The sequence below is a fragment of the Rhizobium sp. CF142 genome (assembly GCF_000281145.1).
In the GTDB taxonomy this organism is placed as follows: domain Bacteria; phylum Pseudomonadota; class Alphaproteobacteria; order Rhizobiales; family Rhizobiaceae; genus Rhizobium.
This window is the reverse complement of sequence record NZ_AJWE01000100.1, coordinates 1-25,563: the sequence shown is the minus strand read 5'-3', so window position 1 is coordinate 25,563 and position 25,563 is coordinate 1. Positions and strand designations below refer to the sequence as shown.

Sequence of the window (25,563 nt, the reverse complement as noted above, 5' to 3'; positions counted from 1 at the left end):
TCAGCTTTCTCGGGAGAAGATCTGGCGCACGATATAGTTCGGTGAGGCGTCGTCGCGGTAGTAGGTCCGGGCGATCATCTCCGCCAGGATGCCGGTCGTGATCATCTGCACCGACGAGAGCAGCAGCACGACGCCGACCATCAGCATCGGTCGCGTGCCGATATCGTTGCCCATGATGAACTTGTCGAAGCCGAGATAGATGAGGATCAGCGCTGCGAGGCCGCCGAGGCCGAGGCCGAGCGAGCCGAAGAAATGGCCCGGACGCGCCTTGTAGCGCATGAAGAACATCACCGACAGCAGGTCGAGGATCACGCGGAAGGTGCGTGAGATGCCGTATTTCGAGGTGCCGTGCTGGCGTGCGTGATGGGTGACAGCCATTTCGCCGATGCGCGAGCTCGGCACGACGCCGGCAACCCAGGCCGGGATGAAGCGGTGCATCTCGCCCATCAGCTTTACCTGCTTGATGATCGAGGCGCGGTAGATCTTCAGGCTGCAGCCATAGTCGTGCAGCTTCACGCCGGTGATGCGGCCGATGAGGTAATTCGCGCACCAGGAGGGGATTTTGCGCAGCAGCAGCCCGTCCTGGCGGTTCTTGCGCCAGCCGACGAGCAGGTCGAGTTCGCGCCGTTCCAGCTCCGAGACCATCGAAGGGATATCCTTCGGGTCGTTCTGCAGGTCGCCGTCCATGGTGGCGATCAGCCGGCCTTGCGCCGTATCGATGCCGGCCTGCATGGCGGCGGTCTGGCCGAAATTGCGCTGCAGCTCGACGATGCGCAGCGCCAGCTCTTCGCGGTTGACGAACTTGCGGGCATTGACGAGCGTTGCGTCCGTGCTGCCGTCGTCGACGAGGATCAGTTCCCAGCGATGTGGATAGTCTACCATCGCCGCAGCAATGCGCTCGACGAGCGGGCCGATGCTTTCTTCCTCGTTGAAAACAGGAACGACCAGCGACAGTTCGAGCGGTTGCACCTGATCATTCGCATCGCGAATGGACTCTACCGTTGTCTGCAACTTTCATTTCTCCTAAAAGGCGCGGCAATGGAAGGCCAATGAAAACCAGCCGCCGCAGCCAAACTTAGGAAGCCTGATACATGAAGACCCCGAGTGTTGAAAGCGGGCAATCCTGGTTTCTGCGCAATCGCATGAGCCTCCTGACCGTCGCAATCGTCGCAGCCTATGCACTTTTCATCGAATGGTTCTGGGGCTGGTCGGTCATACTGGAACAATGGGCAGCCGTCGGTCCACGTCCGGTCATCGGCGCGCTGATACTCCTGACCAGCACCTATTTCCTGCGTACATGGCGCATCTACGATTATTTTCCACGGGAGACGGCAGGCCGTTTCGCAACGCTCTTCCGCGTCACCCAGATCCATAACCTTCTGAACATCATGCTGCCCTTCCGCGCCGGCGAAACCAGCTTTCCGGTGCTGATGCGCACGGAATTCGGCATTCCCCTGACACGCGGCACCTCCGCCCTGCTGGTCATGCGGCTGCTGGACCTGCATGCGCTGCTGGCCGCCGCCGGCCTCGGTTTTGCTGTGGCCGCCCCGAACGCGGCCCTTGCGTGGCTTGTCTGGGTTATCTTCCTGTTCCTGCCGGTCTTTGCCTTCGCTGCCCGCAAGCCGCTGCTGCGCCTCGGTGCAAAACTTCTGCCGCGCAAGGCGCAGGCTCTGCTTCATGAAATCGAGAATGGACTGCCATTCGATGCCGTCGCTTTTAGCCGCGCATGGGCGATGACCATCGTCAACTGGCTGGTGAAGGTGCTGGTGCTCGCCTGGGCGCTCGGCCTGATGGGCGTGATGCCGATGGCCGCGAGCTTCGGTGGCGCGCTCGGCGGTGAGCTTTCCTCCGTCCTTCCAGTCCATGCGCCCGGTGGAGTCGGCACCTATCCGGCCGGCATCACTGCCGGCGCGATCGCCTTCGGCGCTTCAAGCGAACGCGCTGCGCTGGGTGCGCTGGCCCAGGCAAGCGTCAACGCCCACCTGCTCATCATCGTCTCGGCCCTGACCGGCACCGCCATCTCGCTTCCCCTCGGCCGCCGCGGCCAAGCTAGATCGTAAGCTGCTAGGTCGTAAGCTCCAGAATGCGCTTGCGCAGAAAGGCCTGTTCCGGCTCTTGCTGGCAGAATATCAGCGCCGTCTCGTAAGCCTGGATCGCTTCGGCCCGGCGTCCGAGCCGGCGCAGGAAATCCGCCCGCGCTGAATGGGCGAGGTGATAGGTCGTCAGTTCCCCCCTGCCGATGACGGCATCGACAAGCGCCAGTCCTTTTTCAGGCCCCTCAGACATGGCGATTGCCACGGCGCGGTTGAGCTCGGCAATTGCTGAGGGATGGGCGGCTATCAGCAAGTCGTAATAGAAGGCGATACGCCGCCAGTCCGTCTCCTCAACGCTGCCGATCTTCGCGTGCTCTGCCGCAATGGCCGCCTGAACCGTATAGATGCCGATATCAGGCGTGCGCATGGCGCCTGCGAGTAGCGAAAGCCCCTCTGAAATCTTGCTTCGGTCCCAGCGCGAGCGATCCTGATCGGCAAGCAGCACCAGCGCGCCATCGACATCCTGCCGTGCAGCACGGCGCGACTCCTGCAGGAGCAGCAGCGACAGCAGGCCCGCGACATCCGGATGCGGCAGCAGAGTTGCCAGCAACCGCGCTAGCCTGATCGCCTCGGCCGTCAGGTCGGCGCGGACGATCGTGTTGCCTGAGGATGCCGAATAGCCCTCGTTGAAGACGAGGTAGATGACGTGCAGCACCCTGTCGAGCCGCTCCGGCAGCTCCGCCCCGACAGGCACTTCATAAGGGATATTCTCCGTCCTGATCCGGTTCTTGGCGCGCACGATACGCTGTGCGACGGTCGGCGCCGGCACGAGGAAGGCATGGGCAATCTCTTCCGTCGTCAATCCGCAGACCTCGCGCAGCGCCATCGCGGTCTGTGCATCGGCGGCAAGAGCCGGATGGCAGCAGATGAAGATCAGCCGCAGCATGTCGTCCTCGATCGGTTCCATGTCGCCGATCTCCGTTTCCGTGCCATCAGGGTAAAGGCCATCCTCAATATGCTGCAGCGAGGCGTTGAAGCGCGCTCGCCGCCTGAGGTGATCGATCGCCTTGAAGCGGCCGGTCGAAACCAGCCAGGCGACGGGATTGTTGGGCATGCCGTCAACCGGCCATGTTCGCGCCGCTGCCGCAAAAGCGTCGTGCAGCGCCTCCTCCGCCCGGTCGAAATCGCCGAGCAGGCGGATCAGCGTCGCCAGAACCCGTCGCGAATGCTGCCGGTAGATATCCTCGATCACCTGTCTCAAGGGCCGACCCTCACTGTGGCAGGGTGAGCAGTCTCACCGGCCGCAATTCGATCGACCCGACCCGGACGCTCGGAATACCCGCAACGACCTTGCGTGCATCTTCCAGATCGGCCGCCTCGATGATGTAGATGCCGGCCAGATGTTCCTTGGTCTCGACATAAGGGCCGTCGGTCGAAGACAGGATGCCATTGCGCACTCTCAGGACCGAGGCGCTGTCGGGACCCTCCAATGCATCGGAATGGATCATGATGCCTTTGTGCTCAAGCTCCTCGTCATACTGGAAATGCGCCCTCACGAGCTCGTCGTCCTCGGCCTGGCTGAGTGTGCTGTCGGTATCGGCGGGATTATAGATGAGGCAGACGAAGCGCATGGCTATCTCCCATCCTTGATCGAATAGGCGGGCCGGATTTCAATCGATGCATATTTGAGGATCGGGAAGGTGGAAATGATCGCCTTCGCTTCCTCCATATCCCCGGCCTCGATCACCACGAAGCCGCCGAGATGCTCCTTGATTTCGGCAAAGGGACCGTCCGTTGCGGCGACGGCGCCGTTGCGAACCCTGAGCGTCACGGCCTGCTCAGGCTCATAGAGCGCCAGCGCGCTCAACATATGGCCGCTTTCGCGCCAGCTGTCGTCGCTGACGATGCATTCTTGGGTGACGGCCTCCCATTCCTCTGGCGTAACCCGCTTGCTCTTTTCGGTATCGAACCAGATCTGGCCCAGAAACTTCATGGCGTCACCTCCTCAACCGAATTCATGGATGGGGCGAACCTCGATCGCGCCGAGCTTTGCCAGCGGAATGCCGGCGGCAACACGGATCGCGTCATTGAGGTCCTTGGCGTCGATCAGAATGAAGCCGCCGAGCGCTTCCTTCGTCTCGATGAAGGGGCCGTCGGTGACTGACATCTCGCCGCCGCGCACCCGGACCGTGACCGCCGATTGTGGCGACTGCAGCGCCTGGGCAACGATCATATGACCGCTGTCGGCAAGATCGCGGTCATAGGCGAGCGAATCCCGGTCGAGCTTGTTCTTCTCTTCCTGCGACATGGCTGACAGCACCGTGCCGTCGAACCAGACCTGGCAAAGATATTTCATTCCTTGTCCTCCATGCTGTGCTTTCACAGCCCTTGGACGAACAGCCTAGGCGCTTTTCGACAGGGAAGAAAAATATCTTTTAAACGGCCGCAATGTCGAAAGGCCGAGGAAGCGCTCGACAAAGCTTCATCTGACAACATCGAGGAGATGGAGCAATGAGCATGCTTGAAATCGGAATAGCACATCTGATCGTCACACGCGGCGCACGCAAGATGCCGCCGCTTGAGAATGCCGAGATGATAAAGGTGCTGGCGAGGACCGTGATTGCGCTGGCGGCGTTTGCCGGCCTGATCGAAGCGCTGCAGCTTGCCGCAAGCGCTTGAGAACAGTGCGCGGCCCGGCGGAAAAGGCCGGGCTGCGCCTGATATCTTATTGAAACGCCGTTTCGAAGAAGCTGCGCAGCTTGCGCGAATGCAGGGCTTCCGGCGGCATGGCGGCGAGCTTCTGGATCGCCCGGATACCGATCTGCAGATGCTGGTTCACCTGCGTGCGGTAGAAGGCGGTCGCCATGCCCGGCAGCTTCAACTCGCCATGCAGCGGCTTGTCGGAAACGCAGAGGAGCGTCCCATAGGGTACGCGGAAGCGGAAGCCGTTGGCGGCGATCGTTGCCGATTCCATGTCGAGCGCGATGGCGCGAGCCTGCGACAGGCGCTTCACCGGGCCTGCCTGGTCGCGCAGTTCCCAGTTGCGGTTGTCGATCGTGCCGACCGTGCCGGTGCGCATGATGCGCTTCAGCTCGAAGCCTTCGTAGCCGGTGATCTCGGCAACGGCAGCCTCGAGCGCCACCTGCACTTCGGCGAGCGCCGGGATCGGCACCCAGACCGGAAGATCGTCGTCGAGCACATGGTCTTCGCGCATATAGGCGTGCGCCAGAACATAGTCGCCGAGGCGCTGGCTGTTACGCAGGCCGGCGCAATGGCCGAGCATCAGCCAGGCGTGCGGGCGAAGCACGGCCACATGGTCGGTGATGGTCTTGGCGTTGGAGGGACCGACGCCGATATTGATCATGGTGATCCCGGCATGGCCCTTCTTCTTGAGATGATAGGCCGGCATCTGCGGAAGGCGGGAAAGTGTGGCATCCGTTTCCGGAACGCTCGATCCTGCGAGCGTCACGATGTTGCCGGGCTCCACAAAGGCCGTATAACCATCGCCGCCTTCCGCCATCAGCTTGCGCGCCCAGGAGCAGAACTCGTCGATATAGAACTGGTAGTTCGTAAACAGCACGAAGTTCTGGAAGTGCTCCGCACCCGTCGCAGTATAGTGCGACAGGCGGGCCAGCGAATAGTCGATGCGCTGTGCGGTAAAGGGTGCCAGCGGTGAGGGCTCGCCCGGCGGCGGCAGATACTCGCCGTTGGCGATCTCGTCATCCGTCGTGTTGAGGTCAGGCGTATCGAAGAGATCGCGCAGCGGAATATCGACGAAAGCCGCCGCAGACGCTTCCACATGCGCGCCTTCGCCGAAAGCGAAGTGCAGCGGGATCGGCGTGGGGGATTCCGAGACGACGACAGGCACATTGTGGCTCTTTATCAGGAGCAGCAACTGCTCCTTCAGATAATGTTTGAAGAGCTTCGGCCGCGTGACCGTCGTCGTATAGACGCCCGGTGCCGTCACATGACCATAGGAAAGGCGGGAGTCGACATGGCCGAAGCTCGTCGTCTCGATGCTGACCTGCGGATAGAAAGCGCGGTAGCGGGAGGTGACCGGCGCCCCTTGCGCGAGCTCCGTGAAGCTTTCGATCAGGAAGGAGGTGTTGCGCTCGTAAAGCTCGGTCAAAGCTTCGACGGCTTTTGCCGGATCATCGAAGGTTTGCGGCTCGAAAGGGGGAGGCGACGAAATGTCGAAAGCGGACAGGGGATAGATTCGTTTGCTCATGACGCATTATAGAGAGTCGTTTTTAACAAGCAAACGACGCGCGAAGGCTGAGACCCAGATATTTTCCGATATCTTTCCGGGTCTCAGCGGATGGCGGTGCAGTAGCCGCCGTTGCTTTCCAGGCACGTATAGTTCGCGCCGAAATGCGACTGCTGTGCGCCGCCGCCGCCGGTGCGCACGACGACTGCCGAAAAAGAGATCGCGAAGATCGCCGCAAACAGCGTCATGATTGTAAACCGTCTCGCCAGAATGAACACGTCCACGTCCTTACCCCGATATACGCCCTTCATGGTGCTGTTTTGCCATGACGTGGCTGAACGGGTGCTGAGATGGCGGTTCATTTTGCGTTCAGTTTCCGAGGCCGGCTAAGGTTCTCAGAGCCTGCCTGAGCGTTTCAGAGACGGGTCTCAAAGGCGAGTCCATGTCTGCGTTTTGCAGAAGACCTGCATCACGCAGCCCTGCATCTTGAGCGAGCCGCCGGAGATGCTGCCCGAGCCGCTATAGGTCTTGTCGTCGGCAGGATCGGTGATCTCACCGCTATAGCTGCCGCCGGTGCCGGACAGTCTGCCGATCTTCTTGCCGGCATATTTGCCGGTCTTCAGGGTGATGCAGTAAGCGCCGCCGCAGGGCGCAATCGCCGCCGTGTCACCGGCGCGGGTCTTCCAGTTGCCGACGATCGGTTCATCGGCCTGCGCAAGACCTGCAATAAGTGCCAGCGCGCCGGCGAGAACGAGGGTACGGATCATCTCTTCCTCCATGAGATATGAAAGGCGCGAAAATAACTGACGCGAACGTAAAGGTAAATACACCTCGGAGAGGCCCGAAATCCGGCTTTCGACGACGGTTTTTTCTGCGGATCGCCTGGTCGATGCTGATTTCACGGTAAACAAATCCTCAATTTCCAAATCTGAATTTTTCGTAAAAGGCGCACAAAAATCCTTAATTCGCAGGGATTCCGATGTTTAACAAAAACCCAAGTTTACCAAGCATTTGCACTTTGTTTGCGTCAAATTAATCATGCATTTTAGGCGTTTTTTGAAAGCCGTTTGGCATAGTGAACCCATCAAACGAGCGGGGCAAACCCGCCGGACCGGAGAGGCAGGAAGCCACAGAAGATGGCAAGGCCCAAAGGTAAAACAGGGTACGTCTTAACAGGCTAAACAGGGATAGAACCGATGGCACGCTTTGAAATGCACAATGCTGAAATGGCCACCATGGGTGGCGAAAACAACAGCGCCGATGTCTTCTGCGAAATGGGTCTGATGTATGCGACCGGCCGTGGTTGCGAGATCGATCTCGTCTCCGCTCACAAGTGGCTGAACATCGCCGCAATCAAGGGCAACGATCGCGCCGCCGAGCTGCGCGCCGATGTGGCCGCTTCGATGAGCAAGATGCAGCTCGCCGAAGCGCTCCGCGCCGCTCGCGAATGGATGACGATCCACTAAGACCGTCTCACCGCTTAGAATTCGACAAAAGCAGAAATAACAACCTCAAAAGAGGGGAGCTGGCGGGGCGCTTTGGACGGGGCCGACGCCGGGAGAAGGAAACCGCGGCCGGCGCCCTCCCGCCGGCCGCGGTTTACCCGTTTTGGTTTCCCATTGTCAGGCGAGTTTTTTCAGGACCAGCGGCAGCGCGTCTTCGAGCAGCGCCATATCGGCTTCCGGCCCGACGCTCACACGAATGCAGCGGTTGAGCGGCGCAACACCCGGCATGCGGATGAAGACGCCATGTTCCATCAGCCCGTCGACGATGGCACGTGCGTGAGCGCCGTCGCGCCCGGCATCAATAGCCACGAAATTGGTGGCAGACGAGAGCGGCTGCAGGCCATTCGCCCTGGCAATATCAGCGATCCTGTCGCGCGCGGCATGGATTTTCCCGATCACTTCGGAAAGATAGGCCTGATCCTTGAGGGCTGCGAGTGCGGCGACCGTCGCAAGCCGGTTCATGCCGAAATGATTGCGGATCTTGTCGAAGGCCTGCGCCGTGCCCGGTGTCGAGATGGCATAGCCGACGCGGGCGCCGGCGAGACCATAGGCCTTGGAGAAGGTGCGGGTACGCACGATGTTCGGCAGGTCGATGAGCGAGGCGATCGACGGCAAGGCGGAGGCTGGGCCGGTCTCGCTATAGGCTTCGTCGAGGATCATCAGGCAGGTTTCCGGCAGGGCGCGCGCGAAGGCGACGATCTCTTGGGAACCCCACCAGCTTCCCATCGGATTGTCAGGGTTGGCGAAATAGACGAGCGGCGCGTTCTCGCGCTTGACCGCATCGAGCAGCGCGTCGAGATCTTCACGGTCGCCGGCATAGGGAACGGTGACCAGCCGGCCGCCGAAACCGTTCACATGGAAATTGAAGGTCGGATAGGCGCCGAGCGAGGTCACGACGGTGCCGCCGGGCTCGATTACCAGCCGCACGATCTGGCCAAGCAGTTCGTCGATGCCGCCGCCGACCGCGATATTGGCCGGTGTCACGCCGAGATGGGTGGCGAGCGCCTCGCGCAGCGCATAATTTTCCGGATCGTTGTACTTCCAGATGTCGCCGGCCTGCTCCCGCATGGCGGCAATGACCGAGGGAGCCGGACCGAAGCCGTTTTCATTGGCGCCGATGCGCGCTTCGACCTTCAGACCGCGCTGGCGCTCGATAGCCTCGGGGCCGACGAAAGGAACGGTGGAGGGCAGGGTGCTGGCAAGCGGCGTGAAGCGCGAGAAGGCAGACATGCGACGGCAATTTCCCGGAATTATTGAAAAAGCCGCGCAACAATAGGCTCTCGCTTTGCCAAGGCAAGCAAGATTATTTCACGTTCGCGACGGCTCAGACGCGGCTGCCGTTGCGGCGCGCGTCGATCGCTTCCGTGTTGCCGATCATGAAGTCGGCGCGCACTACCTTGCGTAGAACGTCCGGCTCTATCAGGTTGATGAAACGAACGCCGATACGCTCATGATGGCGGTAGACCTCGGCACAGCCGATGCGGTAGGCAAGCCCCAGGATGTTGAGATAATAATGTTTGGGCAGGCCTGCCGTAGTCGACACGACGAAGGTCGCGCCGCCCTGGGAAATATCGAGGATTTCGGCGCTGCGCATCGAAATCCCGGTCAGACAGGGGCGAACGGCGACGATACGGGCCGGTCGTTTGACGTTGAACTCCTCCCAGCGAATATCGTAGACAGCCGACTTCACCGTGGCGAGGTGCGTTGCGCGGAGCATTTCCATTTCGCATTCTCCGTCAGGCAGTTCAAAATTTGGGGCAGTTCAAATTTCAGGCTGTTCGACGGAGAGGCTCACACGAATGTTTTTCACATTCGTCAAATATAAAACTACAATTTTAACGAGTTTGAAATTTGTGCGTTAGCGGCACATCTATTGTACCCTCTTGGGAATAAACCGTCGGCGCTCAGGCCAGCAATCTTGCTGCGCAATAGCCGCCGGCAGCGCTAAGTGCCGTCAGAAAGGTTCCCCAGGCCATATCTACAAGGCTCATGGCGAGCGGCCAGTTCTTCAGTGTCGACAAATTAGTGATGTCGTAGGTGCCGTAAGCCGCCAGTCCCAAAATGGCACCATAGAGAAGCGTCGTGCTGATCGAGCCGCTGGAAAGCCCGGGCAAAACCGCAAGTATGACAATTGCAACCGTGAAGAGCAGATAGAAAAGCACCGCGATGACAAGGTTCGGCGAGGGCAGCATCAGCTCGCCCAATTGATCGCGGTAGAAGGTGCGGGCGACGATGCCGAGCCATATTGCGTCGATGACGGCAAGGGTGAGAAGGCAACCGGCATAGGCGACAAGCGCTGTCTTCATCGTCTTTGATCTCCGCTTTGCACCTTCTACGCCATGGCCGGCCCTCCGGATCGTCGATGATTCTCTTTGCGCAGATTTTTCCCGAACTCTTTCAATTGCCGGGCGTTTTTCCTCAAGCGCTACGCTGCTTCCAACCATGAAAGCGAGGAAATCAAATGACTGACGTCAAAGTCCCCTGGGAATCCTGGGTCGTTGTCTGCGATGGGGCGAAGGCCCTGATCCTGCAGAATGCCGGCGACGCGGAACTGATGAATCTCCAGGTTCGCGAAACGCTCACGCAACCCAACCAGCCTGACCGCGAACTCGGCACCGACAAGCCAGGGCGCTCTTACGCGCCTGACGGATTGAGCGGCAGCGCCATGGAGGAGACCAACTGGCAGGACCAGGCTGAAGCCGACTTCCTGAAGGAAGTTGCCGTAAAGCTCGACGAGCTCGTGCATGAGAAGGAGGCAAGCCGCATCGTTCTGGTGGCGCCTCCGCGCGCGCTCGGCACGCTGCGGCCCAATCTCAGCGCCGATGCGCAGGCAGCGATCTCGGCCGAAGTGGCGAAGGATTACACCAATCTGCCGATCGACCAGATCGAGCGGCACCTCGCCGCTTGATCGCGATAAGTCATCGCTGTTCGAAACGCGGGTCACATGGCCCGCGTTTTCTTATGCGGAGAAGGCTGAAATCAGAGGCTGGCTTCGAAGCTCAGGCGCAGCACGTGATGCAGGAATTCGGGATTCAGCAGCATGTTGAAGCTGATGGTCACGAACTCGTCTTCGCGCTTGACTACGGTCGCGCCAATCTCGTCATGGATGCCGAGGATTTCCAGGAAGAAATTCTGCGGCATTTCCAGGCTGGGGCTGACTTCCAGCAGCGCGCCGGCGAGCGTGATGGTGCGGATCAGGCAGCGGACTTGTGTGCCGGTGCTGAGGTGATGGCCGACGAAGATGATGTTGCCGGGCCGATCGAGGTTGAATTCTCTGTAAGCCTGTTCGGGCTTGGGATGTTCTGTGTCGAGGTGCATCTGAAAGGCCATGTCAGCCTCCGCTTGTTGTATGATCAGACTTTAACGCAGGATTGCTCACATCTGCTGAACAATATCTTTAAAATTGAAAGCTTGTGCAAAATCTAACGGCATAACGCTTTTATTGTCGGCGATATTGTCCAGAATCTGCCCATTTTTTCACCGGATGTGTGCCGATCTTGACTTGGCGTCTCTCGTCGCGCATAGAGAATCCGGTTCGAGGCACCGGCCGCTCGCGGATGAAGATCCATGGTGAAGCCCTCGCGATCATGGTCACAGCCCCTGTGCATGCTGACTGACGGCAATGCGAGCCCCCCTGACAGTCGAATGGCATGCCTTTGAAAGGCTGAACCCATGACTCGTATACCCATGACTGGGACCTATCCACCGGTCGACGAATTGAAGGCCCAGGCAAAGCGCCTGCGTCAGGCCATGACTGAACGCGGCAGCGAGATCACCCATGCCGCCGCCCTCGAACTGATCGCTCGCCAATATGGCGCCCGCGACTGGAACACGCTGTCGGCCCTTGCTGCGAAACCCAATGACAAGCCCGCTTCGCCGATCTTCGTCGGCGCCCATATCCGCGGACGCTACCTGAACCAGCCCTTCACCGGCAAGGTTCTGGCACTTTCGGCAGTACCCGGCAGCGAGTTCTACAGGGTTACCATCCATTTCGATGAGCCTGTCGATGTCGTGACCTTCGAGAGCTTCTCGGCCTTCCGCCAGCGCATCCACGCCCAGATCGACGAGAATGGCGTTTCACCGCGCAAGACCTCGAACGGTCTGCCGCATCTCGTTCTCGATATCTGATCGCCATCGCTGCCCGTAGCACCCGGATTCCGTCCATGACTTCAGGTTCTGAAACCAATACCTTTCTGACCGGCCCGCTGCTTGCCGTTTTTGCCCGCACGGCGCTGCCGATCATCCTGATCACCACCATCAATGGCCTCTTCGCCGTGGTGGACGCTTATTTCCTCGGCGCCTATGTCGGGGCTGGCGCACTCTCCGCCGTTACCCTCATCTTCCCTGGCCTGATGATGCTCATCGCCCTGCAGTCGCTCGTCTCGAACGGCATGGCAAGCATCCTTGCCCGCGAGCTTGGCGGCGGCAATCGCGATGCCGCCCGGCGCACCTTCGCGGCTGCCCATGTGCTGGCAATCGTGGTGGTGTTTGTTATCAACGTGATCTACTGGACGGTCGGCTGGAACATCGTCGCAAATGCGGCAGGTGGTGACCTCGCAGTTGCCGAAAATGCCCGCACCTTTATGGGTATCATGGTCGGGGCCGCGCCCATCGCCTTCTTCCTGTCGCTCAATATCGACGCCCTGCGCAGCGAAGGCCGGATCGGCTTTATGACCATGGTGATGCTCGCCGCCACGGCACTCAACATCGCCGCCAACTGGTTCTTCATGGCGATCCTGCAATGGGGTGTGGCAGGCTCAGCGCTGGGCTCCGTGCTGGCACAAGCGATCTGCCTCGTTGCCGTGCTGATCTACCGCTGGCGCAATGAGCGCGCACTGCGTCCGGCATCCCGCTTTCCGCTCTCGGAGTGGCGACCGATGCTGGCGCTCGGCGCGCCGATGAGCCTCGGCTTCATCGGCATCTCGCTCTGCTCGGCAGCCGTGATCTTCAACCTGTCGATCTGGGGCGAGGGCGATTATGTCGCGACCGTCGGCGCCTATGGCATCATCACCCGTGTCATGACGCTCGCCTATCTGCCGCTGCTCGGCCTCAACATCGCCTCCCAGACGATTTGCGGCAATAATTACGGAGCTGGCCTTTCCGAGCGTGTCGGCCGCAGCCTGCAGATTGCCCTGATCGCAGCCCTCGTCTATTGCACCGGCGTCGAGATCACGGTGGAACTATTGGCGACCCGCCTCGGCCATATCTTCGTTGCCGACCCCGTCGTCATCGCCGAGGTCTCGCGCATCCTGCCATGGACCGTCGGCGCCTATTTCCTGTTCGGCCAGATGATTGTGCTGTCGGGCTATTTCCAGGCGATCGGCGATGCCAAACGTGCGGCGATCTTCGGCCTGTCGCGCGCCTATCTCTTCACCCTGCCGCTGACTTTCCTGCTGCCGCATGCTTTCGGGGAGATGGGTATCTGGATGGTGCCGGTCTTTGCCGAAGCCTGCATGTTCCTTCTGGCCTTTGCCGTACTTGCGCGCAATGCGAAGCGGCTTGGCTGGCGCTACGGGCTGTTGCCTGCCTGAAGGCAAAGCAATTCCGGCAAAACTGTGCAGCGGTCTTGTATCCGGAATTGTGTAAAACAAAGGAGGCCGCGCCTCTTGGGCGCGGCCCTGTTTTCAATCCTTGGCGGCTGGGGCTGCGGATGCCGTAGCAGCCTCTGCTTCCCCCAGCGCCTGCGCGCATTCCTCGCAGCAAACCTCGACGGTCTTGCCGCCGAGTTTGACGCTGATGGCATCAGGCCCGAGTTCGCAGTCGCAGGCAGCGCATGTGGTCTTCTTCATCTGATGATCCTCCGAATAGGCCCCGTCTGGGGTGGAATCATAAGACCACCTTTGACCCTTTCATCGCTGTCGAATTCTTTAGCGATTTTAAGCGCGCAGCCGTGTCGCGCGCTGGAACTCCGCCGGCGTCTGGCCATAAGCCTGGCGGAAGGATGAGGTGAAATGGCTGTGGCTGGAAAAGCCGAGATCGAGGCCGAGCGCCGTCAGATCCTCATACTCGCCGAGCAGATCGAGCGCGCGGGCAAGGCGAAGCCGAAGCTGGTAGCGATAGAGCGGTGTCGCCTCCACCTGCTGGAAAACCTGCGTGAGATAGACAGGCGAAACGCCGACTTCCGTTGCGATCTCGGCAAGTGTCCAGCGCCGCGCAAGATCGGAGGAGAGCACGAGCTTTGCCCGGTCGACAAGCTTCTGCCGTCCGGCACTCGCGCCCGCTGCATGCGAGGTGCGCTCGCCAAGCGAACGACGAACGAGGGTCAGCGCCAGCGTTTCCGCCTCCAGCGTCTCGGCCGCCTGCTGCCGCAGACCGTGACGCAGCAGCGCAACAAGCGCCTGCGCGCGCGGATCGATACGCCTGCGCTGGCGTTTGAAGCCGAAAAGATCGCCGGCCTGCACCTGATCCCTAGGCGCAAGCTCGGCAAGCAGGGATTCGTCGATAGACAGATCGATGCAGGCGTCGCCGCCATCGACCGGATGGCTGATGCGGTAACCTTGACCCACATTGAAGAACAGCACCTGATTGGCTTCCGCCACGGTGTCGTTGCGCCCGACATGGCGCATGAAGACGCCGCGATAGGGATAGACGAGGCTCGTCTTATGGGCGCATTCCTCATCGCTCTTGTGACGGCATTCGCCATTGCAGACGATGTCACGGATCGCGACGGTCTTCGTCTTCAAGAGCAATGCGGTCGAAAATTGCGACATCGGTCTTTCCGGAATTCGGGCGGCGAGCATCGCCTGCCGCACCCTATCACAATCCCTTGTTGCTCCAGTAGTGGCTTGAGATATGCACGTCGCTTTCGATCTGGCCGCGGGAAAGACCGATATCTTTGAGCTGATCATCGGACAGCTCCATGACGGCACTGCGACTGTGCCGTTCGGCGAGCTTGCGTGCCACCCAGCGAAAACCCGCAATGAGACTTGCAAGAAACCGGGATTGTCCGGACTCCGTCCGGCGGGTGGTTTGGGCATGGACTGTAAAACTTGAGCCGCGCATGGTGTTCCTCCATCCATTGCGTTTGAATGGGAGGATTGAACCATTTGCGCGGCTCGCCCGCTGTCAGATTATTTAGCGATCTGCGGCCGGTTCAGGCCTTCAGCAGCCACTCATGTTCCGGCGCATTGTAGAATTTCCAGACACGCTTCGGCCCGGCCATGACATTGAGATAATAGAGATCATAGCCATGCGTTGCCGCACACGGATGGTAGCCCTTCGGTACCAGCGTCACGTCGCCGTCTTCGATGGCCATCGCCTCATCGAGCGAGCGGTCGTCCGTGTAGACGCGCTGGAAGCCGAACCCCTGCGGCGGGTTGAGGCGGTGATAATAGGTCTCTTCCAGCATGCTCTCATGCGGAAGATTGTCCTGATCATGCTTGTGCGGCGGATAGGAGGAGGTGTGGCCGCCAGGCGTGATGACCTCGACGACGAGCAGCGAATGCGCTGAGCTGTCATCCTCAGGCATGATATTGTTGACGTGGCGCACATTCGTGCCTTTGCCGCGCGTCACCGGCGGGTGCGTGCCGGGCGGAATGGCCTTCGCCTCGTAGGTGCCGCCGCCGGGTGCGGAGCAGACGGCCAGTTCGAGATCGGTCTCGGCCGTCACCGACCACGTCGATTCCATCGGGATATAAAGAGCGTGCGGCGCGCCGTCGAAAGGGCTCATGCGCTCGCCGAGCGTGCCGAAATCCCTGGTGCCGGCCGAAGCCTTGCCCTTGCCGCTCACCCAGACGAGGCAGACTTCGCGCTCGCCGGTCTCTCCAGAGGCCGTCTCGCCCGGCTTCAGACGGTACATGTCGAAGCCGACATAGGTCCAGCCGGCGCTTTCGGGCGTCACATGCGTGACGCGGCCGGTCTTGCCTGACGGTTTTACCTTGAGGTTTGGCATTGGTGTTTCTCCTCCGTTATCCCTTCGGGAAACCTTCCGTCTCCACCGTATAACCAGCCGCCGTCATAACCCGCATCAATTCCGCATGGCCGATCTTCGCCATCTTCTGCGGCGGCGCCTTGCGCGGATCCTGCTCGGCTTCGACGACAAACCAGCCCTCATAACCATAATCGGCGAACCGCTTGACGATAGCACCGAAATCGAGCGAGCCATCGCCCGGCACGGTAAAGGCACCGAGCGCCACCGCGTCGAGGAAGGATTGCTTGCTGCGGTCGAGCCCATCGACGACGGACTTCCGGATGTCCTTCACGTGCACGTGGTTGATACGAGCGTGGTGATTGTCGATGGCGCGCAGCACGTCGCCGCCGGCAAAGGCGAGATGCCCGGCATCGAGCAGCAACGGAATGCCGGCGCCCGAATTCTTCATGAAGGCGTCGAGTTCCGGCTCGGTCTCGACGACGGCCGCCATGTGGTGGTGATAGGAAAGCGGCATGCCCTGATCGGCGCACCATTCGCCGAATTCGGTCACACGGCGCGCATAGGCCTTCATCTCGTCATCGCCAAGGCGCGGCTTGGTCGCAAGCGGCTTGGAACGATCGCCCTGGATCGAGCGACCGACTTCGCCATAGACGATGCAGGGCGCATTGACGGCCTTGAACAGTTCGATCATCGGCGCAATGCGGTCCTTGTTGGCCGCAAGTTCCTCATTGACCAGTGTGCCGGAGAACCAGCCGCCGCAGAGCGTTACGTCGGCGGCACGCAGGATCGGCAGCATCTCCTCAGGGTTGCTCGGGAACCGGCGACCCTGCTCCATGCCGGTAAAGCCGGCGGTGCGGGATTGCCGCAGGCATTCTTCGAGGGATACGTCGTCGCTGAGTTCAGGAAGGTCGTCGTTCCACCATGCGATGGGCGACATGCCGAGTTTGGCCTTCATCGATAGTCTCCTTAAAAATAGCGCGGAGGAGCGCTTCCGCTCCTCCAGAAAATGACAGCAATCAGATCAACCGACGCGCTGGGCAGCGCGTGCCTTGACATAGGCTTCATGCGCCTTGTTGACCTCGCCGCGCGGGCTGACTTCCGGCACCGCGACGTCCCACCAGTGGCCACCGGTGTCAGTGGTAATCAACGGGTCGGTATCGATGACGAAGACCGAGGTACGGTCGTTCTTCTTCGAATCGGCGATCGCCTGTTCCAGCTCGGCGATGGAGGAAACCTTGACCGCAATGGCGCCCATCGCCTCGGCATGCGCGCGGAAGTCGATCTCGGGCATCACCTCGTGATAGGAGTCCTTCAGGAGATTGTTGAAGTTGGCGCCGCCGGTTGCCATCTGCAGGCGGTTGATGCAGCCATAACCTCTATTGTCGAGCAGCACGATGTTCAGCTTCAGGCCGAGCATGACCGAAGTGGCAAGCTCGGAATTCAGCATCATGTAGGACCCGTCGCCGACCATGACGACGACGTCCTTTTCCGGATGCGCCATCTTGGCGCCGAGGCCGCCGGCAATCTCGTAGCCCATGCAGGAGAAGCCGTATTCCATATGGTAGCTGCCGGGAACGGTGGCCGGCCACAGCTTGTGCAACTCGCCCGGCAGGCCGCCGGCCGCGCAAAGCAGGGTGGTCTTCTCGCCGCCGATCGAGCGGACAACGGCACCGATGACCTGCGCGTCGGAGGGCAGGGCGGCGTTGGTGGAGCCCATCGCCTGTGCAGCCGCCTCCATCCAGACCTTCTTTTCCTTCGCGGCCTTTTCGGCAAGCGCTGCCGGCGCCTTCCAGCCGGAAAGGCCCGATGACAGCGCCTTCAGCCCCTCGCGCGCATCTGCAACGAGCGGGTGGCTGTCATGCTTCAGCGCGTCATAGGCTGCGATGTTCAGGCTGAGCAGCTTGAAACCTTCATTCTTGAAGAGCGCCCAGGAACCGGTCGTGAAATCCTGGCAGCGCGTGCCGACGGCAATCACCAGATCGGTTTCCTCGGCAATGGCGTTGGCAGCCGATGTGCCTGTCACGCCGACGGAACCGAGCGCCAGAGGATGACGCTCGTCGATCGCCGACTTGCCGGCCTGTGTGACCACGACGGGAACGCCATGCGCTTCCGCGAAAGCCGCAAGCTCCTTCGTCGCCTGCGAATAGAGTACGCCGCCGCCGGCAACGATGACGGGCTTCTGCGAGGCCTTGATCAGCGCAATCGCATTGGCAAGCTCGTCGGCATCCGGCTGCGGACGTCGCACCGTCCAGACCTTTTCCTCAAACAGGCTCTCCGGATAATCGAAGGCTTCCGCCTGAACGTCCTGGCAGAGCGACAGCGTCACCGGCCCGCAATCGAGCGGATCGGTCAGCACCTGCATGGCACGCTTCAGTGCCGTGATGATCTGCTCCGGCCGGGTGATGCGGTCGAAATAGCGAGAAACCGGGCGGAAGGCATCATTGGCTGACACCGTACCGTCACCGAAATCCTCGATCTGCTGCAGCACCGGATCAGGCGCGCGGTTGGCGAAGATATCGCCTGGCAGGAAGAGTACTGGAATGCGGTTGACATGCGCCACACCGGCCGCCGTCACCATATTCAGCGCGCCGGGGCCGATCGAGGTCGTGCAGGCCATGAAGCGCTGGCGGAAGCTCGCCTTGGCATAGGCGATTGCCGCATGTGCCATGCCCTGTTCGTTGTGCGCGCGATAGGTCGGCAGTTCCTGGCGCACCTGGTAGAGTGCCTCACCCATGCCGGCGACATTGCCGTGGCCGAAGATCGCCCAGACGCCGCCGAAGATCGGCACTTTCTTGCCGTCGACGATGGTCATCTGTACTTTAAGGAAATGCGCGACGGCCTGCGCCATCGTCAATCTTACCGTCTTGCCCATCAGGCGCCTCCCAAATTCACTCTCTTAATTGAGGCCGCGCGTTTTCAGCCAGGCCTCTGTCAATTGTTTGAAGCGGCCTGCCATATCGGCGATCGCTTCCTCGTCGTTGATCTTGCCCGAAAGCCAGCCCCGGGCCGCATCGGCAAAGATCGTCCGGCCAACTGCAAAGCCCTTGACCGAGGGAGCCGCCAGCGTCGCCTCGAAACCCTTCACCAGTTCGTCGGCAGGGGCCTCGAGCCCCAAAAGCACGATACCGCGGCACCATGGATCATTTTTGGCAATGACGGCATCGATCTTCTTCCAGGCGCCGGTTGAGGCCTGCGGCTCCAGCTTCCACCAGTCGGGCTTGATGCCGAGCGCATAGAGCTCTTCCAGTGCCGTTGAAACCGTATCGTCGGTCAGCGGCCCGTTCTTGCTGGAGATAATCTCCACCAGCAGTTCGCGTCCAACCTTGCGCGCGGCTTCAAAGAGCGTGCGCAGCTTCTCCTGCTGCTCGGTCTTCAGCGCTGCCGGATCGTCGGGATGGTAGAAGCATAGGCACTTGATGCAATGGTCGAGCGGCCATTCCACCAGCTGCGAGCCGATATCCTGGCTGAACTCGAAGCGCAGCGGCTTGGAGCCCGGAAGCTCCACCGGCCGGCCAATCCAGGTGAAATCCTTTGTGGCGGCATCGAAAAAAGCATCGCGCCCGAAGCGCTCGTCGATCAGCATGCCGTAGCCTTGACGTCCATCGGCGACGCGGGCGGCCGCTTCCACCGCAAGCCGCTTGAAGGCGACGATCTGCTTGTAGTCGACGCTGAGTTCATCGCAGACAGCGGTCAGCTGCGAACGATGGTCGATGGCGAGCGCCATTAGAAGCGGGATATCGCCCTTGCGGGTCGAGGCCCAATGGATGTGGTTGATCGCTTCGTCCTTGCGCAGCGCACGATGTTTGCTGCCGTTCTTCAGGAAGAAGTCGAGCTCCGCCCAGGTCGGATATTCCGGCGAGCACAGCAGGCGGGAAACGGCAAAGGCGCCGCAGGCGTTCGCCCATGTAGCGCAGGTCTTCAGCGGCTCATCCTTGAGCCAGCCGCGCAGCAGGCCGGACATGAAGGCATCGCCCGCGCCGAGCACGTTGAACACCTCGATCGGGAAACCCTGGCCGACAATGCCGTCTTCCAGATTGTCGCTGATTGGGCCGTCATAAACGATGCAGCCCATGGCACCACGCTTCAGCACGATCGTCGCAGGCGAAAGAAGTCGAATTTCTTTCAATGCACCGAGAACGTCATCGGCACCCGATGCAATCAGAATTTCCTCTTCCGTGCCGACGATCAGGTCGCAATCCGGCAATGTCTCCTTCATCTTCGAGGAGACCCGGTCTGACTTCACATAGCGCTCGAAACCTTCGGCATGGCCGGCTAGGCCCCAGAGATTCGGCCGGTAGTCGATGTCGAAGATCACCTTGCGGCCATTGGCCTTGGCAATCCGGATCGCCTTGCGCTGCGCCGCCTCCGTATTCGGCCGCGAGAAATGTGTGCCCGAAACGAGCACGGCGCGCGAGGACTTGACGAAATCCTCATCGATATCGCCTTCGTCGAGCGCCATGTCGGCGCAGTCGGAACGATAGAAGATCATCGGCGAGACGCCTTCGGCCTCTACCGCCAGCAGCACCAGCGCCGTCAGCCGATCCTTGTCCGTCCTGATGCCCTGGGTCTCGACACCTTCACGCGCCGACTGTTCGATGATGAAGCGTCCCATCTGCTCGTCGCCGACACGCGTAATGAGCGCCGACTTCAGCCCGAGCCGGGCCGTTCCAATGGCAATATTGGCCGGGCAGCCGCCGACGGACTTGGCAAACGAGCCGATATCTTCCAGCCGCGAACCGATCTGCTGGCCGTAGAGATCGACGGAAGAACGGCCGATGGTGATCACGTCGAGTGTCGGCTCCGGCTGTGAGCCCGGATTCGATTGTACCATGATGTCCTCCCGCTAGATTTTTACGCGGCCTGGAACGCCCGCGAATTTTGAATAATGAAACATCGGTTCCGTCTCTTTGTCAATTCGGAATGTTTATTCCATTTTGGTCTTTACGGGTTTTGCATGCTGCAACTTGCGTCGCCGCTCGGCAATGGCGACCGGCAGCGCCATGGTGAGTGCCATCGAAGCCGAGAGCGAGCGAAAACCGCCGAAATCAGCCTCCGCCACCTCGAACCAATGTGTCGCGCAGGCCGCCAGCGGCGAAAAGGCCGAATCGGTGATCGCAATGACCGGCACGCCGCGATCGGCAAGCTCCTGGCTCTGATTGAGGCTGTCGGCTGCATAAGGCGAAAAGCTTGCGGCAATCGCCGCATCGCGCGGCGTGGCGAATTGCACCATCTCCGGATCGACGCCGTTCGGTGAGGCAACGATCTGATGGCGGATGTTCAGCTTGGAAAAGGCATAGGTCATGTGCGCCGTCAGCGGATAGGAGCGCCGCTTGGCGATGAGATAGATGGTCTCGGCAGCCGCCAGAATATCGACCGCCTTGGCAAAAGTATCGGTCTGCACCGTCGCCGCAAGCCGGTTGACGGACTGGCTGGCGGCCGAAATGAAGCCGGAAAGCAGCGTTGCATCCTCGTCGTCCCCGCCGGACCGTTCCAGCGTGACGAGGCGTTCCTCATAGCTCAGCGTCCGGTCGCGCAACCGCTCGCGAAAAATGCTCTGGAGATCGGAGAAGCCCTCATAGCCGAGGTGATGGGCGAGGCGCACCAGCGTGGACGGCTGCACATCGGAGGCCGCGGCAATGCTCGCTGTCGTGCCGAAGGCGATTTCATCAGGGTTGCCGAGAGCAAAGGCGGCGACCTGCGCCAGCCGCTTCGGCATGCTCGCCTTGCGCTCGATGATCGTACTGCGAAGGCTTTCGAAATCGCGCGGCACACGCGCTCTTTGGGGGTCACTATCCATGCTGACAGCTCAGAAGATGAAACAAATATTCCATATTTCGGAGCATAAACGATTTCCGCGAAGCCGCCTAATTGTTTTTAATAGTCTGAAAATCAAGGGTTTTGGACAATTTCGAGAGAGTCGGGACGAAATGATGCATCACGACCTGCTTGTCAAAACGGTCCAAATATTCCAAAAATCCCCTCGGATTTAAGGAGGAGACCCTGACATGAAGCCACTCGGCATCGGTTTGATCGGCACCGGTTATATGGGCAAGTGCCACGCGTTGGCATGGAATGCGGTGAAAACGGTCTTTGGTGATGTCGAGCGCCCGCGCCTCGTGCATCTTGCCGAGGCAAATGCGGAACTCGCAGGCGCCCGCGCCGGCGAATTCGGCTTCGAGAAGGCAACGGCCGACTGGCGGGCGTTGATTGCCGATCCCGATGTCGATGTCGTCTCCGTCACCACACCCAACCAGTTCCATGCCGAAATGGCGATCGCTGCGCTGCAGGCCGGCAAGCACGTCTGGTGTGAAAAGCCGATGGCGCCCGCTTATGCCGATGCCGAGCGCATGCTTCAGGTCGCACGGCAATCCAGCAAGATCGCCGTGCTCGGCTACAATTATATCCAGAACCCGATCATGCGGCATATCAAGACGCTGATCGGGGAAGGTGCAATCGGCTCAGTGAATCACATCCGCGTCGAAATGGACGAGGATTTCATGGCCGATCCCGATGTCCTCTTCTATTGGAAGAGTGAGCTCTCGGCCGGCTACGGCGCACTCGACGATTTCGCCGTCCATCCGCTGTCGCTGCTCTGGTATCTCTTCGGCCATGTCGAGGCCGTCACCACGGATATGGTCAAACCCTATGCCGACCGTCCTCTGAAGGAAGGCGGCAGACGCGCGGTCGAGAATCACGATGCGGCCAATGTCTTGATGCGCCTCGGCGGCGGCATCTCGGCCGTGCTGATGGCCAACCGCGCCGCCTGGGGCCGCAAGGGCCGCATCGCGCTGCAGATCTACGGCTCGAAAGGCTCTATTCTCTATGATCAGGAGCGCATGAACGAATTCGAGCTCTATCAGGCCGAAGGACGAGGCTCCGAACAGGGCTTCCGCAAGATACTGGCGGCTCCCGCCCACCAGCCCTATGATCGCTTCATTCCGGCCCCCGGCCACGGTCTCGGCTTCAACGATCTCAAGATCATCGAATGCCGCGAGCTGATCCGGGCGATTTCCGGAGAGCCGGCGTCTATCGTGACATTCGAAGACGGTCTCAGGATAGAGAAGTCGGTTCATGCCATGGCACAGTCCTTCCATGAGCGCCGCTGGATCGAGATCGGCTGAGGCAATGGCCTCGCTTCCGTTGACGGCGTTTGGGGCAGGGGATAGGCCTTGTCCCTGTGGAAGAGCTGATATTCGGGAGTGACATCGTGACGGATAGACTGGTGATCATCGGCGCGGGCCAGGCAGGCTTCGCATTGGCAGCCAAGCTGCGTGCGCTGAAGGATGCGCGTCCGATCACGCTGATTGGCGCCGAAGACGTGCTTCCCTACCAGCGCCCGCCGCTGTCGAAGAAGTACCTGCTCGGAGAGATGGCATTCGACCGCCTGCTGTTCCGTCCCGAGCATTGGTATCCCGATAATAATGTCGAGATCCGTCTCTCGACCTGGGCCGAGCAGATCAAGCGCGACACCAAACAGGTTCTGCTGCAGGATGGTTCCGTCCTCGACTATGGCACGTTGGCGCTTGTGACGGGCTCCACGCCCCGCCGCCTGCCGGCGGCGATCGGCGGCGATCTGGAAGGCGTCTATGTCGCCCGCGACAAGCGTGACGCCGATCTGCTGGCCGGGGAAATGCGGCCCGGCCGCCGTGTGCTCATCATCGGCGGCGGTTATATCGGCCTCGAGGCTGCGGCCGTCGCTCGCCATCTCGGCCTCGAAGTGACCGTCATTGAAATGGCCGACCGGATCCTGCAGCGCGTCGCCGCCAGGGAAACCGCCGACATCATTCGCGCGATCCATATGAGCCATGATGTGACGATTCGCGAAAAGACCGGCCTGAAGCATCTGATCGGCAAGGATGGCCGCGTGACCGGCGCCGAGCTTTCCGACGGCAGCACCATCGAGGTGGATTTCGTCATCGTCGGCATCGGCGTGGTGCCGAACGATCTCCTGGCGAAGGACGCCGGGCTCGAAGTCGGCAATGGAATCATTGTCGACGAATTCGCCCGCACATCCGATCCGTCGATCTTTGCGGCCGGCGATTGCGCGAGCCTGCCCTGGCAGGGCGGCCGCATCCGGCTCGAATCCGTGCAGAACGCCGTCGATCAGGCGGACGCCGCCGGCGCCGTCATCGCCGGCGGCAACGAACCCTATGACCCGAAGCCCTGGTTCTGGTCGGATCAGTATGATGTGAAGCTGCAGATTGCCGGCTTCAATATGGGCTATGACGACACGCTGCTGCGCCCCGGCGCCCGCGAGGGAGCGAGCTCCGTCTGGTATTTCCGCGAGGGCAGGCTGATTGCCGTCGACGCCATCAACGATGCAAAGGCCTATGTGACGGGCAAGAAGATGCTGGAATCAGGCATCAACCCTGACCGCGCAATCCTGGCTGATCCTGCGGCCGACCTGAAGCAATTGCTAGGCTGAGGTGAAGCTGCGCACCCGGCTCTGCAGGCAGTTTCAGTTTTGAACTGTCGCCATCGCGTGTGCCGCCTAAATAAAGGACGTGTGAAAACTTCAAAAAAAGCTTGATCGCACCGGTGAATACCCATATCAGGGCTCCCACCGGAGAGGTGGCCGAGTGGTCGAAGGCGCTCCCCTGCTAAGGGAGTATACCCGAGAGGGTATCGTGGGTTCGAATCCCATCTTCTCCGCCATCTATCTTTTTATTAATGAAGTCAGATGGATGGCCGCCGGTATCAATCCAGCCATAACATTTACCACGACACGATTTTTGTTTGCCTCAATCGGGCAAAGCAACGGCCGTTGAATGCCGCGCCCAGCGATATGGCGGACAAGTGTCGCCGGCTAGAAACGAAAATACAAAGTCACTCCTGACCGCGGACGGTAGCCGTAATAATCGCGGTAGCCGTAATAATCGCGATCGTAATACCGCGGGTATCTATAACCGTAGCGCGGATATCCGTAGCATCTGCCATAATATCCGCAGGAACGGTAGGCGTACCGGTGGTTCCGGTAGCGATCCGCACGCCAATGCCGATGGCTCCGATGTCTGACCTGCTCGACATTGCCGATCTGCACTTGCTCTGCTCTCGGCACGAAGATCGGAGCCGCGTTTAGCGGTGGGGCGAAAGATGCAGCCAGGACGACGGCTGCGAGTGCTGATAATAGCTTTCTCATCGACGTATCCTCTCAGGTTTTCAGCTTGAGCCCCAGGCGTGAACCTCCGATGAACGGCTTCATCGATCGAGCGGCCTGGAATCGCCGTCAGCCAGCCATAGTGTTGAAGCGGGTGGTGATCCGGCTGGCCATCATCTTCTCCACCATCTTCCTTCGTTGATAGTGTCACCTTCTTTTGCGCGCGCCTTCTCATGTCTGTCGTCAATTTTCGCCGTTCGAAATTCTCCCTGTCACATGCCTCGTTCCAGAATCGCGATGGTCGCCGGGCGAATCGCACACGGGAATCAATCGCTTCTCGTCGGCTAAAGCTGAAATCGGTTTCGATTCTCGCATTGGCGAGCTGCGCACAAGTCGCCAGCCGGTCATCTCAAAAAGCCGAATCTGGCGGGAAAATGGTGCCAATTTGGCACGAATGGGCGCCTCCGCGCCTTATGAAACCCCAATAAACATCGGGAAAATAAGCGATTTCTTAATAAAGCCTAAACAAGCGGCGGCCCCTTTGCCTAACTTGTGGCCTTTCAGCAACAGGGTTTCGGTAAGGCTTTCGTAAACCCCTCCTGAACACAAGTTGGTGATTGCGTGACAGCCGCCGTCTTGTATTTTCAGCCTCGGAAGCAAGGGCTTGACCGCCCGACTTCTTCAAACACCGGAGATGGGGCAGGGAAACGCTGTCCAGGCGTGATCCTATCTCCGATCGAAACTTGAATTGGAGGTCATTATGAACATCAAGAGCCTTCTTCTCGGCTCCGCTGCTGCTATGGCAGTAGTATCCGGCGCTCAGGCAGCTGACGCAATCGTTGCTGCCGAGC

29 protein-coding genes and 1 tRNA gene are annotated in these 25,563 nt (G+C 60.3%); 9 read left to right on the top strand and 21 right to left on the bottom strand.

The features are described 5' to 3' along the window. Window positions 1-1,011: a glycosyltransferase family 2 protein gene (locus tag PMI11_RS22655; protein WP_007821703.1), complete on the bottom strand. Its 1,011-nt coding sequence runs from the start codon at window positions 1,009-1,011 to the stop codon at window positions 1-3. A gap of 80 nt (window positions 1,012-1,091) precedes the next feature. On the opposite strand from PMI11_RS22655, the gene PMI11_RS22650 reads away from it, so the two are divergent. Continuing rightward, window positions 1,092-2,060: a lysylphosphatidylglycerol synthase domain-containing protein gene (locus tag PMI11_RS22650; RefSeq protein WP_007821701.1), complete on the top strand. Its 969-nt coding sequence runs from the start codon at window positions 1,092-1,094 to the stop codon at window positions 2,058-2,060. 4 nt (window positions 2,061-2,064) lie between these two features. Here PMI11_RS22650 and PMI11_RS22645 read toward each other — a convergent pair whose 3' ends face one another. The 4 genes from PMI11_RS22645 to PMI11_RS22630 are packed head-to-tail and all read right to left on the bottom strand — an operon-like array spanning window position 2,065 to window position 4,389. Next, entirely contained in the window at window positions 2,065-3,294 is a 1,230-nt protein-coding gene (locus PMI11_RS22645) for an RNA polymerase sigma factor (protein ID WP_007821700.1), read from the bottom strand. A 10-nt stretch (window positions 3,295-3,304) separates the two neighbouring features. Further along, window positions 3,305-3,664, bottom strand: coding sequence for a YciI family protein (locus PMI11_RS22640; protein ID WP_007821697.1), 360 nt, complete (start codon window positions 3,662-3,664; stop codon window positions 3,305-3,307). A 2-nt stretch (window positions 3,665-3,666) separates the two neighbouring features. Further along, window positions 3,667-4,026, bottom strand: a complete 360-nt coding sequence (locus PMI11_RS22635) for a YciI family protein (protein WP_007821695.1) — start codon at window positions 4,024-4,026, stop codon at window positions 3,667-3,669. 12 nt (window positions 4,027-4,038) lie between these two features. Further along, window positions 4,039-4,389 carry a YciI family protein gene (locus tag PMI11_RS22630; protein WP_007821693.1) on the bottom strand — a complete coding sequence of 117 codons (351 nt, stop codon included), beginning with the start codon at window positions 4,387-4,389 and terminating at the stop codon, window positions 4,039-4,041. Between the two features lie 155 nt (window positions 4,390-4,544). Here PMI11_RS22630 and PMI11_RS37750 point away from each other — a divergent pair, with 155 nt between their 5' ends. Continuing rightward, window positions 4,545-4,712, top strand: a complete 168-nt coding sequence (locus PMI11_RS37750) for a hypothetical protein (RefSeq protein WP_007821691.1) — start codon at window positions 4,545-4,547, stop codon at window positions 4,710-4,712. Window positions 4,713-4,758: 46 nt separating this feature from the next. Here PMI11_RS37750 and amn read toward each other — a convergent pair whose 3' ends face one another. The 3 genes from amn to PMI11_RS22615 all read right to left on the bottom strand — a co-directional run bounded on the left by amn (window position 4,759) and on the right by PMI11_RS22615 (window position 7,007). Further along, window positions 4,759-6,261, bottom strand: coding sequence for an AMP nucleosidase (gene amn, locus PMI11_RS22625; RefSeq protein WP_007821690.1), 1,503 nt, complete (start codon window positions 6,259-6,261; stop codon window positions 4,759-4,761). 83 nt (window positions 6,262-6,344) lie between these two features. Next, the gene (locus tag PMI11_RS22620; RefSeq protein WP_037071915.1) at window positions 6,345-6,524 is read right to left on the bottom strand and encodes a hypothetical protein; all 180 of its coding nucleotides are present in this window, start codon (window positions 6,522-6,524) and stop codon (window positions 6,345-6,347) included. Window positions 6,525-6,668: 144 nt separating this feature from the next. Then, a complete protein-coding gene (locus tag PMI11_RS22615; protein ID WP_007821685.1) occupies window positions 6,669-7,007 on the bottom strand; it encodes a DUF2147 domain-containing protein in 339 nt (112 codons plus the stop codon). A gap of 429 nt (window positions 7,008-7,436) precedes the next feature. Here PMI11_RS22615 and PMI11_RS22610 point away from each other — a divergent pair, with 429 nt between their 5' ends. After that, on the top strand, window positions 7,437-7,706 hold the full coding sequence (locus PMI11_RS22610; protein WP_007821684.1) for an SEL1-like repeat protein: 270 nt from the start codon (window positions 7,437-7,439) through the stop codon (window positions 7,704-7,706). A gap of 156 nt (window positions 7,707-7,862) precedes the next feature. Here PMI11_RS22610 and PMI11_RS22605 read toward each other — a convergent pair whose 3' ends face one another. From PMI11_RS22605 to PMI11_RS22595, 3 genes are all read right to left on the bottom strand, one after another. Then, complete coding sequence (locus PMI11_RS22605; RefSeq protein WP_007821679.1) at window positions 7,863-8,975, bottom strand: pyridoxal phosphate-dependent aminotransferase; 1,113 nt, start codon at window positions 8,973-8,975, stop codon at window positions 7,863-7,865. Window positions 8,976-9,069: 94 nt separating this feature from the next. After that, on the bottom strand, window positions 9,070-9,468 hold the full coding sequence (locus PMI11_RS22600; RefSeq protein ID WP_007821677.1) for a hypothetical protein: 399 nt from the start codon (window positions 9,466-9,468) through the stop codon (window positions 9,070-9,072). Between the two features lie 181 nt (window positions 9,469-9,649). Continuing rightward, on the bottom strand, window positions 9,650-10,051 hold the full coding sequence (locus tag PMI11_RS22595; protein ID WP_007821675.1) for a DUF2177 family protein: 402 nt from the start codon (window positions 10,049-10,051) through the stop codon (window positions 9,650-9,652). A 155-nt stretch (window positions 10,052-10,206) separates the two neighbouring features. Here PMI11_RS22595 and PMI11_RS22590 point away from each other — a divergent pair, with 155 nt between their 5' ends. After that, the gene (locus PMI11_RS22590) at window positions 10,207-10,653 is read left to right on the top strand and encodes a baeRF12 domain-containing protein (RefSeq protein WP_007821673.1); all 447 of its coding nucleotides are present in this window, start codon (window positions 10,207-10,209) and stop codon (window positions 10,651-10,653) included. A gap of 71 nt (window positions 10,654-10,724) precedes the next feature. On the opposite strand, the gene PMI11_RS22585 is transcribed toward PMI11_RS22590, so the two are convergent. Next, window positions 10,725-11,063, bottom strand: a complete 339-nt coding sequence (locus tag PMI11_RS22585; RefSeq protein ID WP_037071913.1) for a hypothetical protein — start codon at window positions 11,061-11,063, stop codon at window positions 10,725-10,727. 369 nt (window positions 11,064-11,432) lie between these two features. Here PMI11_RS22585 and PMI11_RS22580 point away from each other — a divergent pair, with 369 nt between their 5' ends. Together PMI11_RS22580 and PMI11_RS22575 are read left to right on the top strand one after the other, a co-directional pair. Next, the gene (locus PMI11_RS22580) at window positions 11,433-11,873 is read left to right on the top strand and encodes a glyoxalase superfamily protein (protein WP_037071909.1); all 441 of its coding nucleotides are present in this window, start codon (window positions 11,433-11,435) and stop codon (window positions 11,871-11,873) included. 35 nt (window positions 11,874-11,908) lie between these two features. After that, window positions 11,909-13,276, top strand: a complete 1,368-nt coding sequence (locus PMI11_RS22575; protein ID WP_007821664.1) for an MATE family efflux transporter — start codon at window positions 11,909-11,911, stop codon at window positions 13,274-13,276. A 93-nt stretch (window positions 13,277-13,369) separates the two neighbouring features. On the opposite strand, the gene PMI11_RS37745 is transcribed toward PMI11_RS22575, so the two are convergent. From PMI11_RS37745 to PMI11_RS22540, 8 genes are all read right to left on the bottom strand, one after another. Beyond that, complete coding sequence (locus tag PMI11_RS37745; protein WP_007821662.1) at window positions 13,370-13,534, bottom strand: hypothetical protein; 165 nt, start codon at window positions 13,532-13,534, stop codon at window positions 13,370-13,372. A gap of 87 nt (window positions 13,535-13,621) precedes the next feature. Beyond that, complete coding sequence (locus PMI11_RS22570; protein ID WP_007821660.1) at window positions 13,622-14,455, bottom strand: helix-turn-helix transcriptional regulator; 834 nt, start codon at window positions 14,453-14,455, stop codon at window positions 13,622-13,624. Window positions 14,456-14,501: 46 nt separating this feature from the next. Then, a complete protein-coding gene (locus tag PMI11_RS22565; RefSeq protein ID WP_007821658.1) occupies window positions 14,502-14,747 on the bottom strand; it encodes a DUF1127 domain-containing protein in 246 nt (81 codons plus the stop codon). A gap of 91 nt (window positions 14,748-14,838) precedes the next feature. Further along, the gene (gene iolB / locus PMI11_RS22560; protein ID WP_007821653.1) at window positions 14,839-15,636 is read right to left on the bottom strand and encodes a 5-deoxy-glucuronate isomerase; all 798 of its coding nucleotides are present in this window, start codon (window positions 15,634-15,636) and stop codon (window positions 14,839-14,841) included. A gap of 16 nt (window positions 15,637-15,652) precedes the next feature. After that, on the bottom strand, window positions 15,653-16,570 hold the full coding sequence (gene iolE / locus PMI11_RS22555; RefSeq protein WP_007821652.1) for a myo-inosose-2 dehydratase: 918 nt from the start codon (window positions 16,568-16,570) through the stop codon (window positions 15,653-15,655). 66 nt (window positions 16,571-16,636) lie between these two features. Beyond that, on the bottom strand, window positions 16,637-18,487 hold the full coding sequence (gene iolD / locus PMI11_RS22550; protein ID WP_007821649.1) for a 3D-(3,5/4)-trihydroxycyclohexane-1,2-dione acylhydrolase (decyclizing): 1,851 nt from the start codon (window positions 18,485-18,487) through the stop codon (window positions 16,637-16,639). Between the two features lie 24 nt (window positions 18,488-18,511). Continuing rightward, window positions 18,512-20,446 carry a bifunctional 5-dehydro-2-deoxygluconokinase/5-dehydro-2-deoxyphosphogluconate aldolase gene (iolC, locus tag PMI11_RS22545; protein WP_007821647.1) on the bottom strand — a complete coding sequence of 645 codons (1,935 nt, stop codon included), beginning with the start codon at window positions 20,444-20,446 and terminating at the stop codon, window positions 18,512-18,514. 93 nt (window positions 20,447-20,539) lie between these two features. Beyond that, entirely contained in the window at window positions 20,540-21,412 is an 873-nt protein-coding gene (locus tag PMI11_RS22540; RefSeq protein ID WP_007821645.1) for a MurR/RpiR family transcriptional regulator, read from the bottom strand. Between the two features lie 208 nt (window positions 21,413-21,620). On the opposite strand from PMI11_RS22540, the gene PMI11_RS22535 reads away from it, so the two are divergent. The 3 genes from PMI11_RS22535 to PMI11_RS22525 all read left to right on the top strand — a co-directional run bounded on the left by PMI11_RS22535 (window position 21,621) and on the right by PMI11_RS22525 (window position 24,270). Continuing rightward, the gene (locus tag PMI11_RS22535; protein ID WP_007821643.1) at window positions 21,621-22,736 is read left to right on the top strand and encodes a Gfo/Idh/MocA family protein; all 1,116 of its coding nucleotides are present in this window, start codon (window positions 21,621-21,623) and stop codon (window positions 22,734-22,736) included. An 86-nt stretch (window positions 22,737-22,822) separates the two neighbouring features. Further along, the gene (locus tag PMI11_RS22530) at window positions 22,823-24,040 is read left to right on the top strand and encodes an NAD(P)/FAD-dependent oxidoreductase (protein WP_007821641.1); all 1,218 of its coding nucleotides are present in this window, start codon (window positions 22,823-22,825) and stop codon (window positions 24,038-24,040) included. 140 nt (window positions 24,041-24,180) lie between these two features. Then, a tRNA-Ser gene (locus tag PMI11_RS22525) sits at window positions 24,181-24,270 on the top strand. Window positions 24,271-24,421: 151 nt separating this feature from the next. On the opposite strand, the gene PMI11_RS38165 is transcribed toward PMI11_RS22525, so the two are convergent. Beyond that, window positions 24,422-24,754, bottom strand: a complete 333-nt coding sequence (locus tag PMI11_RS38165; RefSeq protein ID WP_007821637.1) for a hypothetical protein — start codon at window positions 24,752-24,754, stop codon at window positions 24,422-24,424. Window positions 24,755-25,563: the final 809 nt, after the last annotated feature.

Bases quoted from the DNA above. Each gene is read 5' to 3' on its own strand.
- PMI11_RS22570 (WP_007821660.1), bottom strand. From the start codon at position 14,455: ATGTCGCAATTTTCGACCGCATTGCTCTTGAAGACGAAGACCGTCGCG.
- PMI11_RS38165 (WP_007821637.1), bottom strand. From the start codon at position 24,754: ATGAGAAAGCTATTATCAGCACTCGCAGCCGTCGTCCTGGCTGCATCT.
- iolE (WP_007821652.1), bottom strand. From the start codon at position 16,570: ATGAAGGCCAAACTCGGCATGTCGCCCATCGCATGGTGGAACGACGAC.
- PMI11_RS22590 (WP_007821673.1), top strand. From the start codon at position 10,207: ATGACTGACGTCAAAGTCCCCTGGGAATCCTGGGTCGTTGTCTGCGAT.
- PMI11_RS22630 (WP_007821693.1), bottom strand. From the start codon at position 4,389: ATGAAATATCTTTGCCAGGTCTGGTTCGACGGCACGGTGCTGTCAGCC.
- PMI11_RS22575 (WP_007821664.1), top strand. From the start codon at position 11,909: ATGACTTCAGGTTCTGAAACCAATACCTTTCTGACCGGCCCGCTGCTT.
- PMI11_RS22585 (WP_037071913.1), bottom strand. From the start codon at position 11,063: ATGCACCTCGACACAGAACATCCCAAGCCCGAACAGGCTTACAGAGAA.
- PMI11_RS22635 (WP_007821695.1), bottom strand. From the start codon at position 4,026: ATGAAGTTTCTGGGCCAGATCTGGTTCGATACCGAAAAGAGCAAGCGG.
- PMI11_RS37745 (WP_007821662.1), bottom strand. From the start codon at position 13,534: ATGAAGAAGACCACATGCGCTGCCTGCGACTGCGAACTCGGGCCTGAT.
- PMI11_RS22595 (WP_007821675.1), bottom strand. From the start codon at position 10,051: ATGAAGACAGCGCTTGTCGCCTATGCCGGTTGCCTTCTCACCCTTGCC.
- PMI11_RS22565 (WP_007821658.1), bottom strand. From the start codon at position 14,747: ATGCGCGGCTCAAGTTTTACAGTCCATGCCCAAACCACCCGCCGGACG.
- PMI11_RS37750 (WP_007821691.1), top strand. From the start codon at position 4,545: ATGAGCATGCTTGAAATCGGAATAGCACATCTGATCGTCACACGCGGC.
- PMI11_RS22615 (WP_007821685.1), bottom strand. From the start codon at position 7,007: ATGATCCGTACCCTCGTTCTCGCCGGCGCGCTGGCACTTATTGCAGGT.
- iolB (WP_007821653.1), bottom strand. From the start codon at position 15,636: ATGCCAAACCTCAAGGTAAAACCGTCAGGCAAGACCGGCCGCGTCACG.
- PMI11_RS22540 (WP_007821645.1), bottom strand. From the start codon at position 21,412: ATGGATAGTGACCCCCAAAGAGCGCGTGTGCCGCGCGATTTCGAAAGC.
- PMI11_RS22600 (WP_007821677.1), bottom strand. From the start codon at position 9,468: ATGGAAATGCTCCGCGCAACGCACCTCGCCACGGTGAAGTCGGCTGTC.
- iolC (WP_007821647.1), bottom strand. From the start codon at position 20,446: ATGGTACAATCGAATCCGGGCTCACAGCCGGAGCCGACACTCGACGTG.
- PMI11_RS22640 (WP_007821697.1), bottom strand. From the start codon at position 3,664: ATGCGCTTCGTCTGCCTCATCTATAATCCCGCCGATACCGACAGCACA.
- iolD (WP_007821649.1), bottom strand. From the start codon at position 18,487: ATGGGCAAGACGGTAAGATTGACGATGGCGCAGGCCGTCGCGCATTTC.
- PMI11_RS22610 (WP_007821684.1), top strand. From the start codon at position 7,437: ATGGCACGCTTTGAAATGCACAATGCTGAAATGGCCACCATGGGTGGC.
- PMI11_RS22650 (WP_007821701.1), top strand. From the start codon at position 1,092: ATGAAGACCCCGAGTGTTGAAAGCGGGCAATCCTGGTTTCTGCGCAAT.
- amn (WP_007821690.1), bottom strand. From the start codon at position 6,261: ATGAGCAAACGAATCTATCCCCTGTCCGCTTTCGACATTTCGTCGCCT.
- PMI11_RS22605 (WP_007821679.1), bottom strand. From the start codon at position 8,975: ATGTCTGCCTTCTCGCGCTTCACGCCGCTTGCCAGCACCCTGCCCTCC.
- PMI11_RS22535 (WP_007821643.1), top strand. From the start codon at position 21,621: ATGAAGCCACTCGGCATCGGTTTGATCGGCACCGGTTATATGGGCAAG.
- PMI11_RS22580 (WP_037071909.1), top strand. From the start codon at position 11,433: ATGACTGGGACCTATCCACCGGTCGACGAATTGAAGGCCCAGGCAAAG.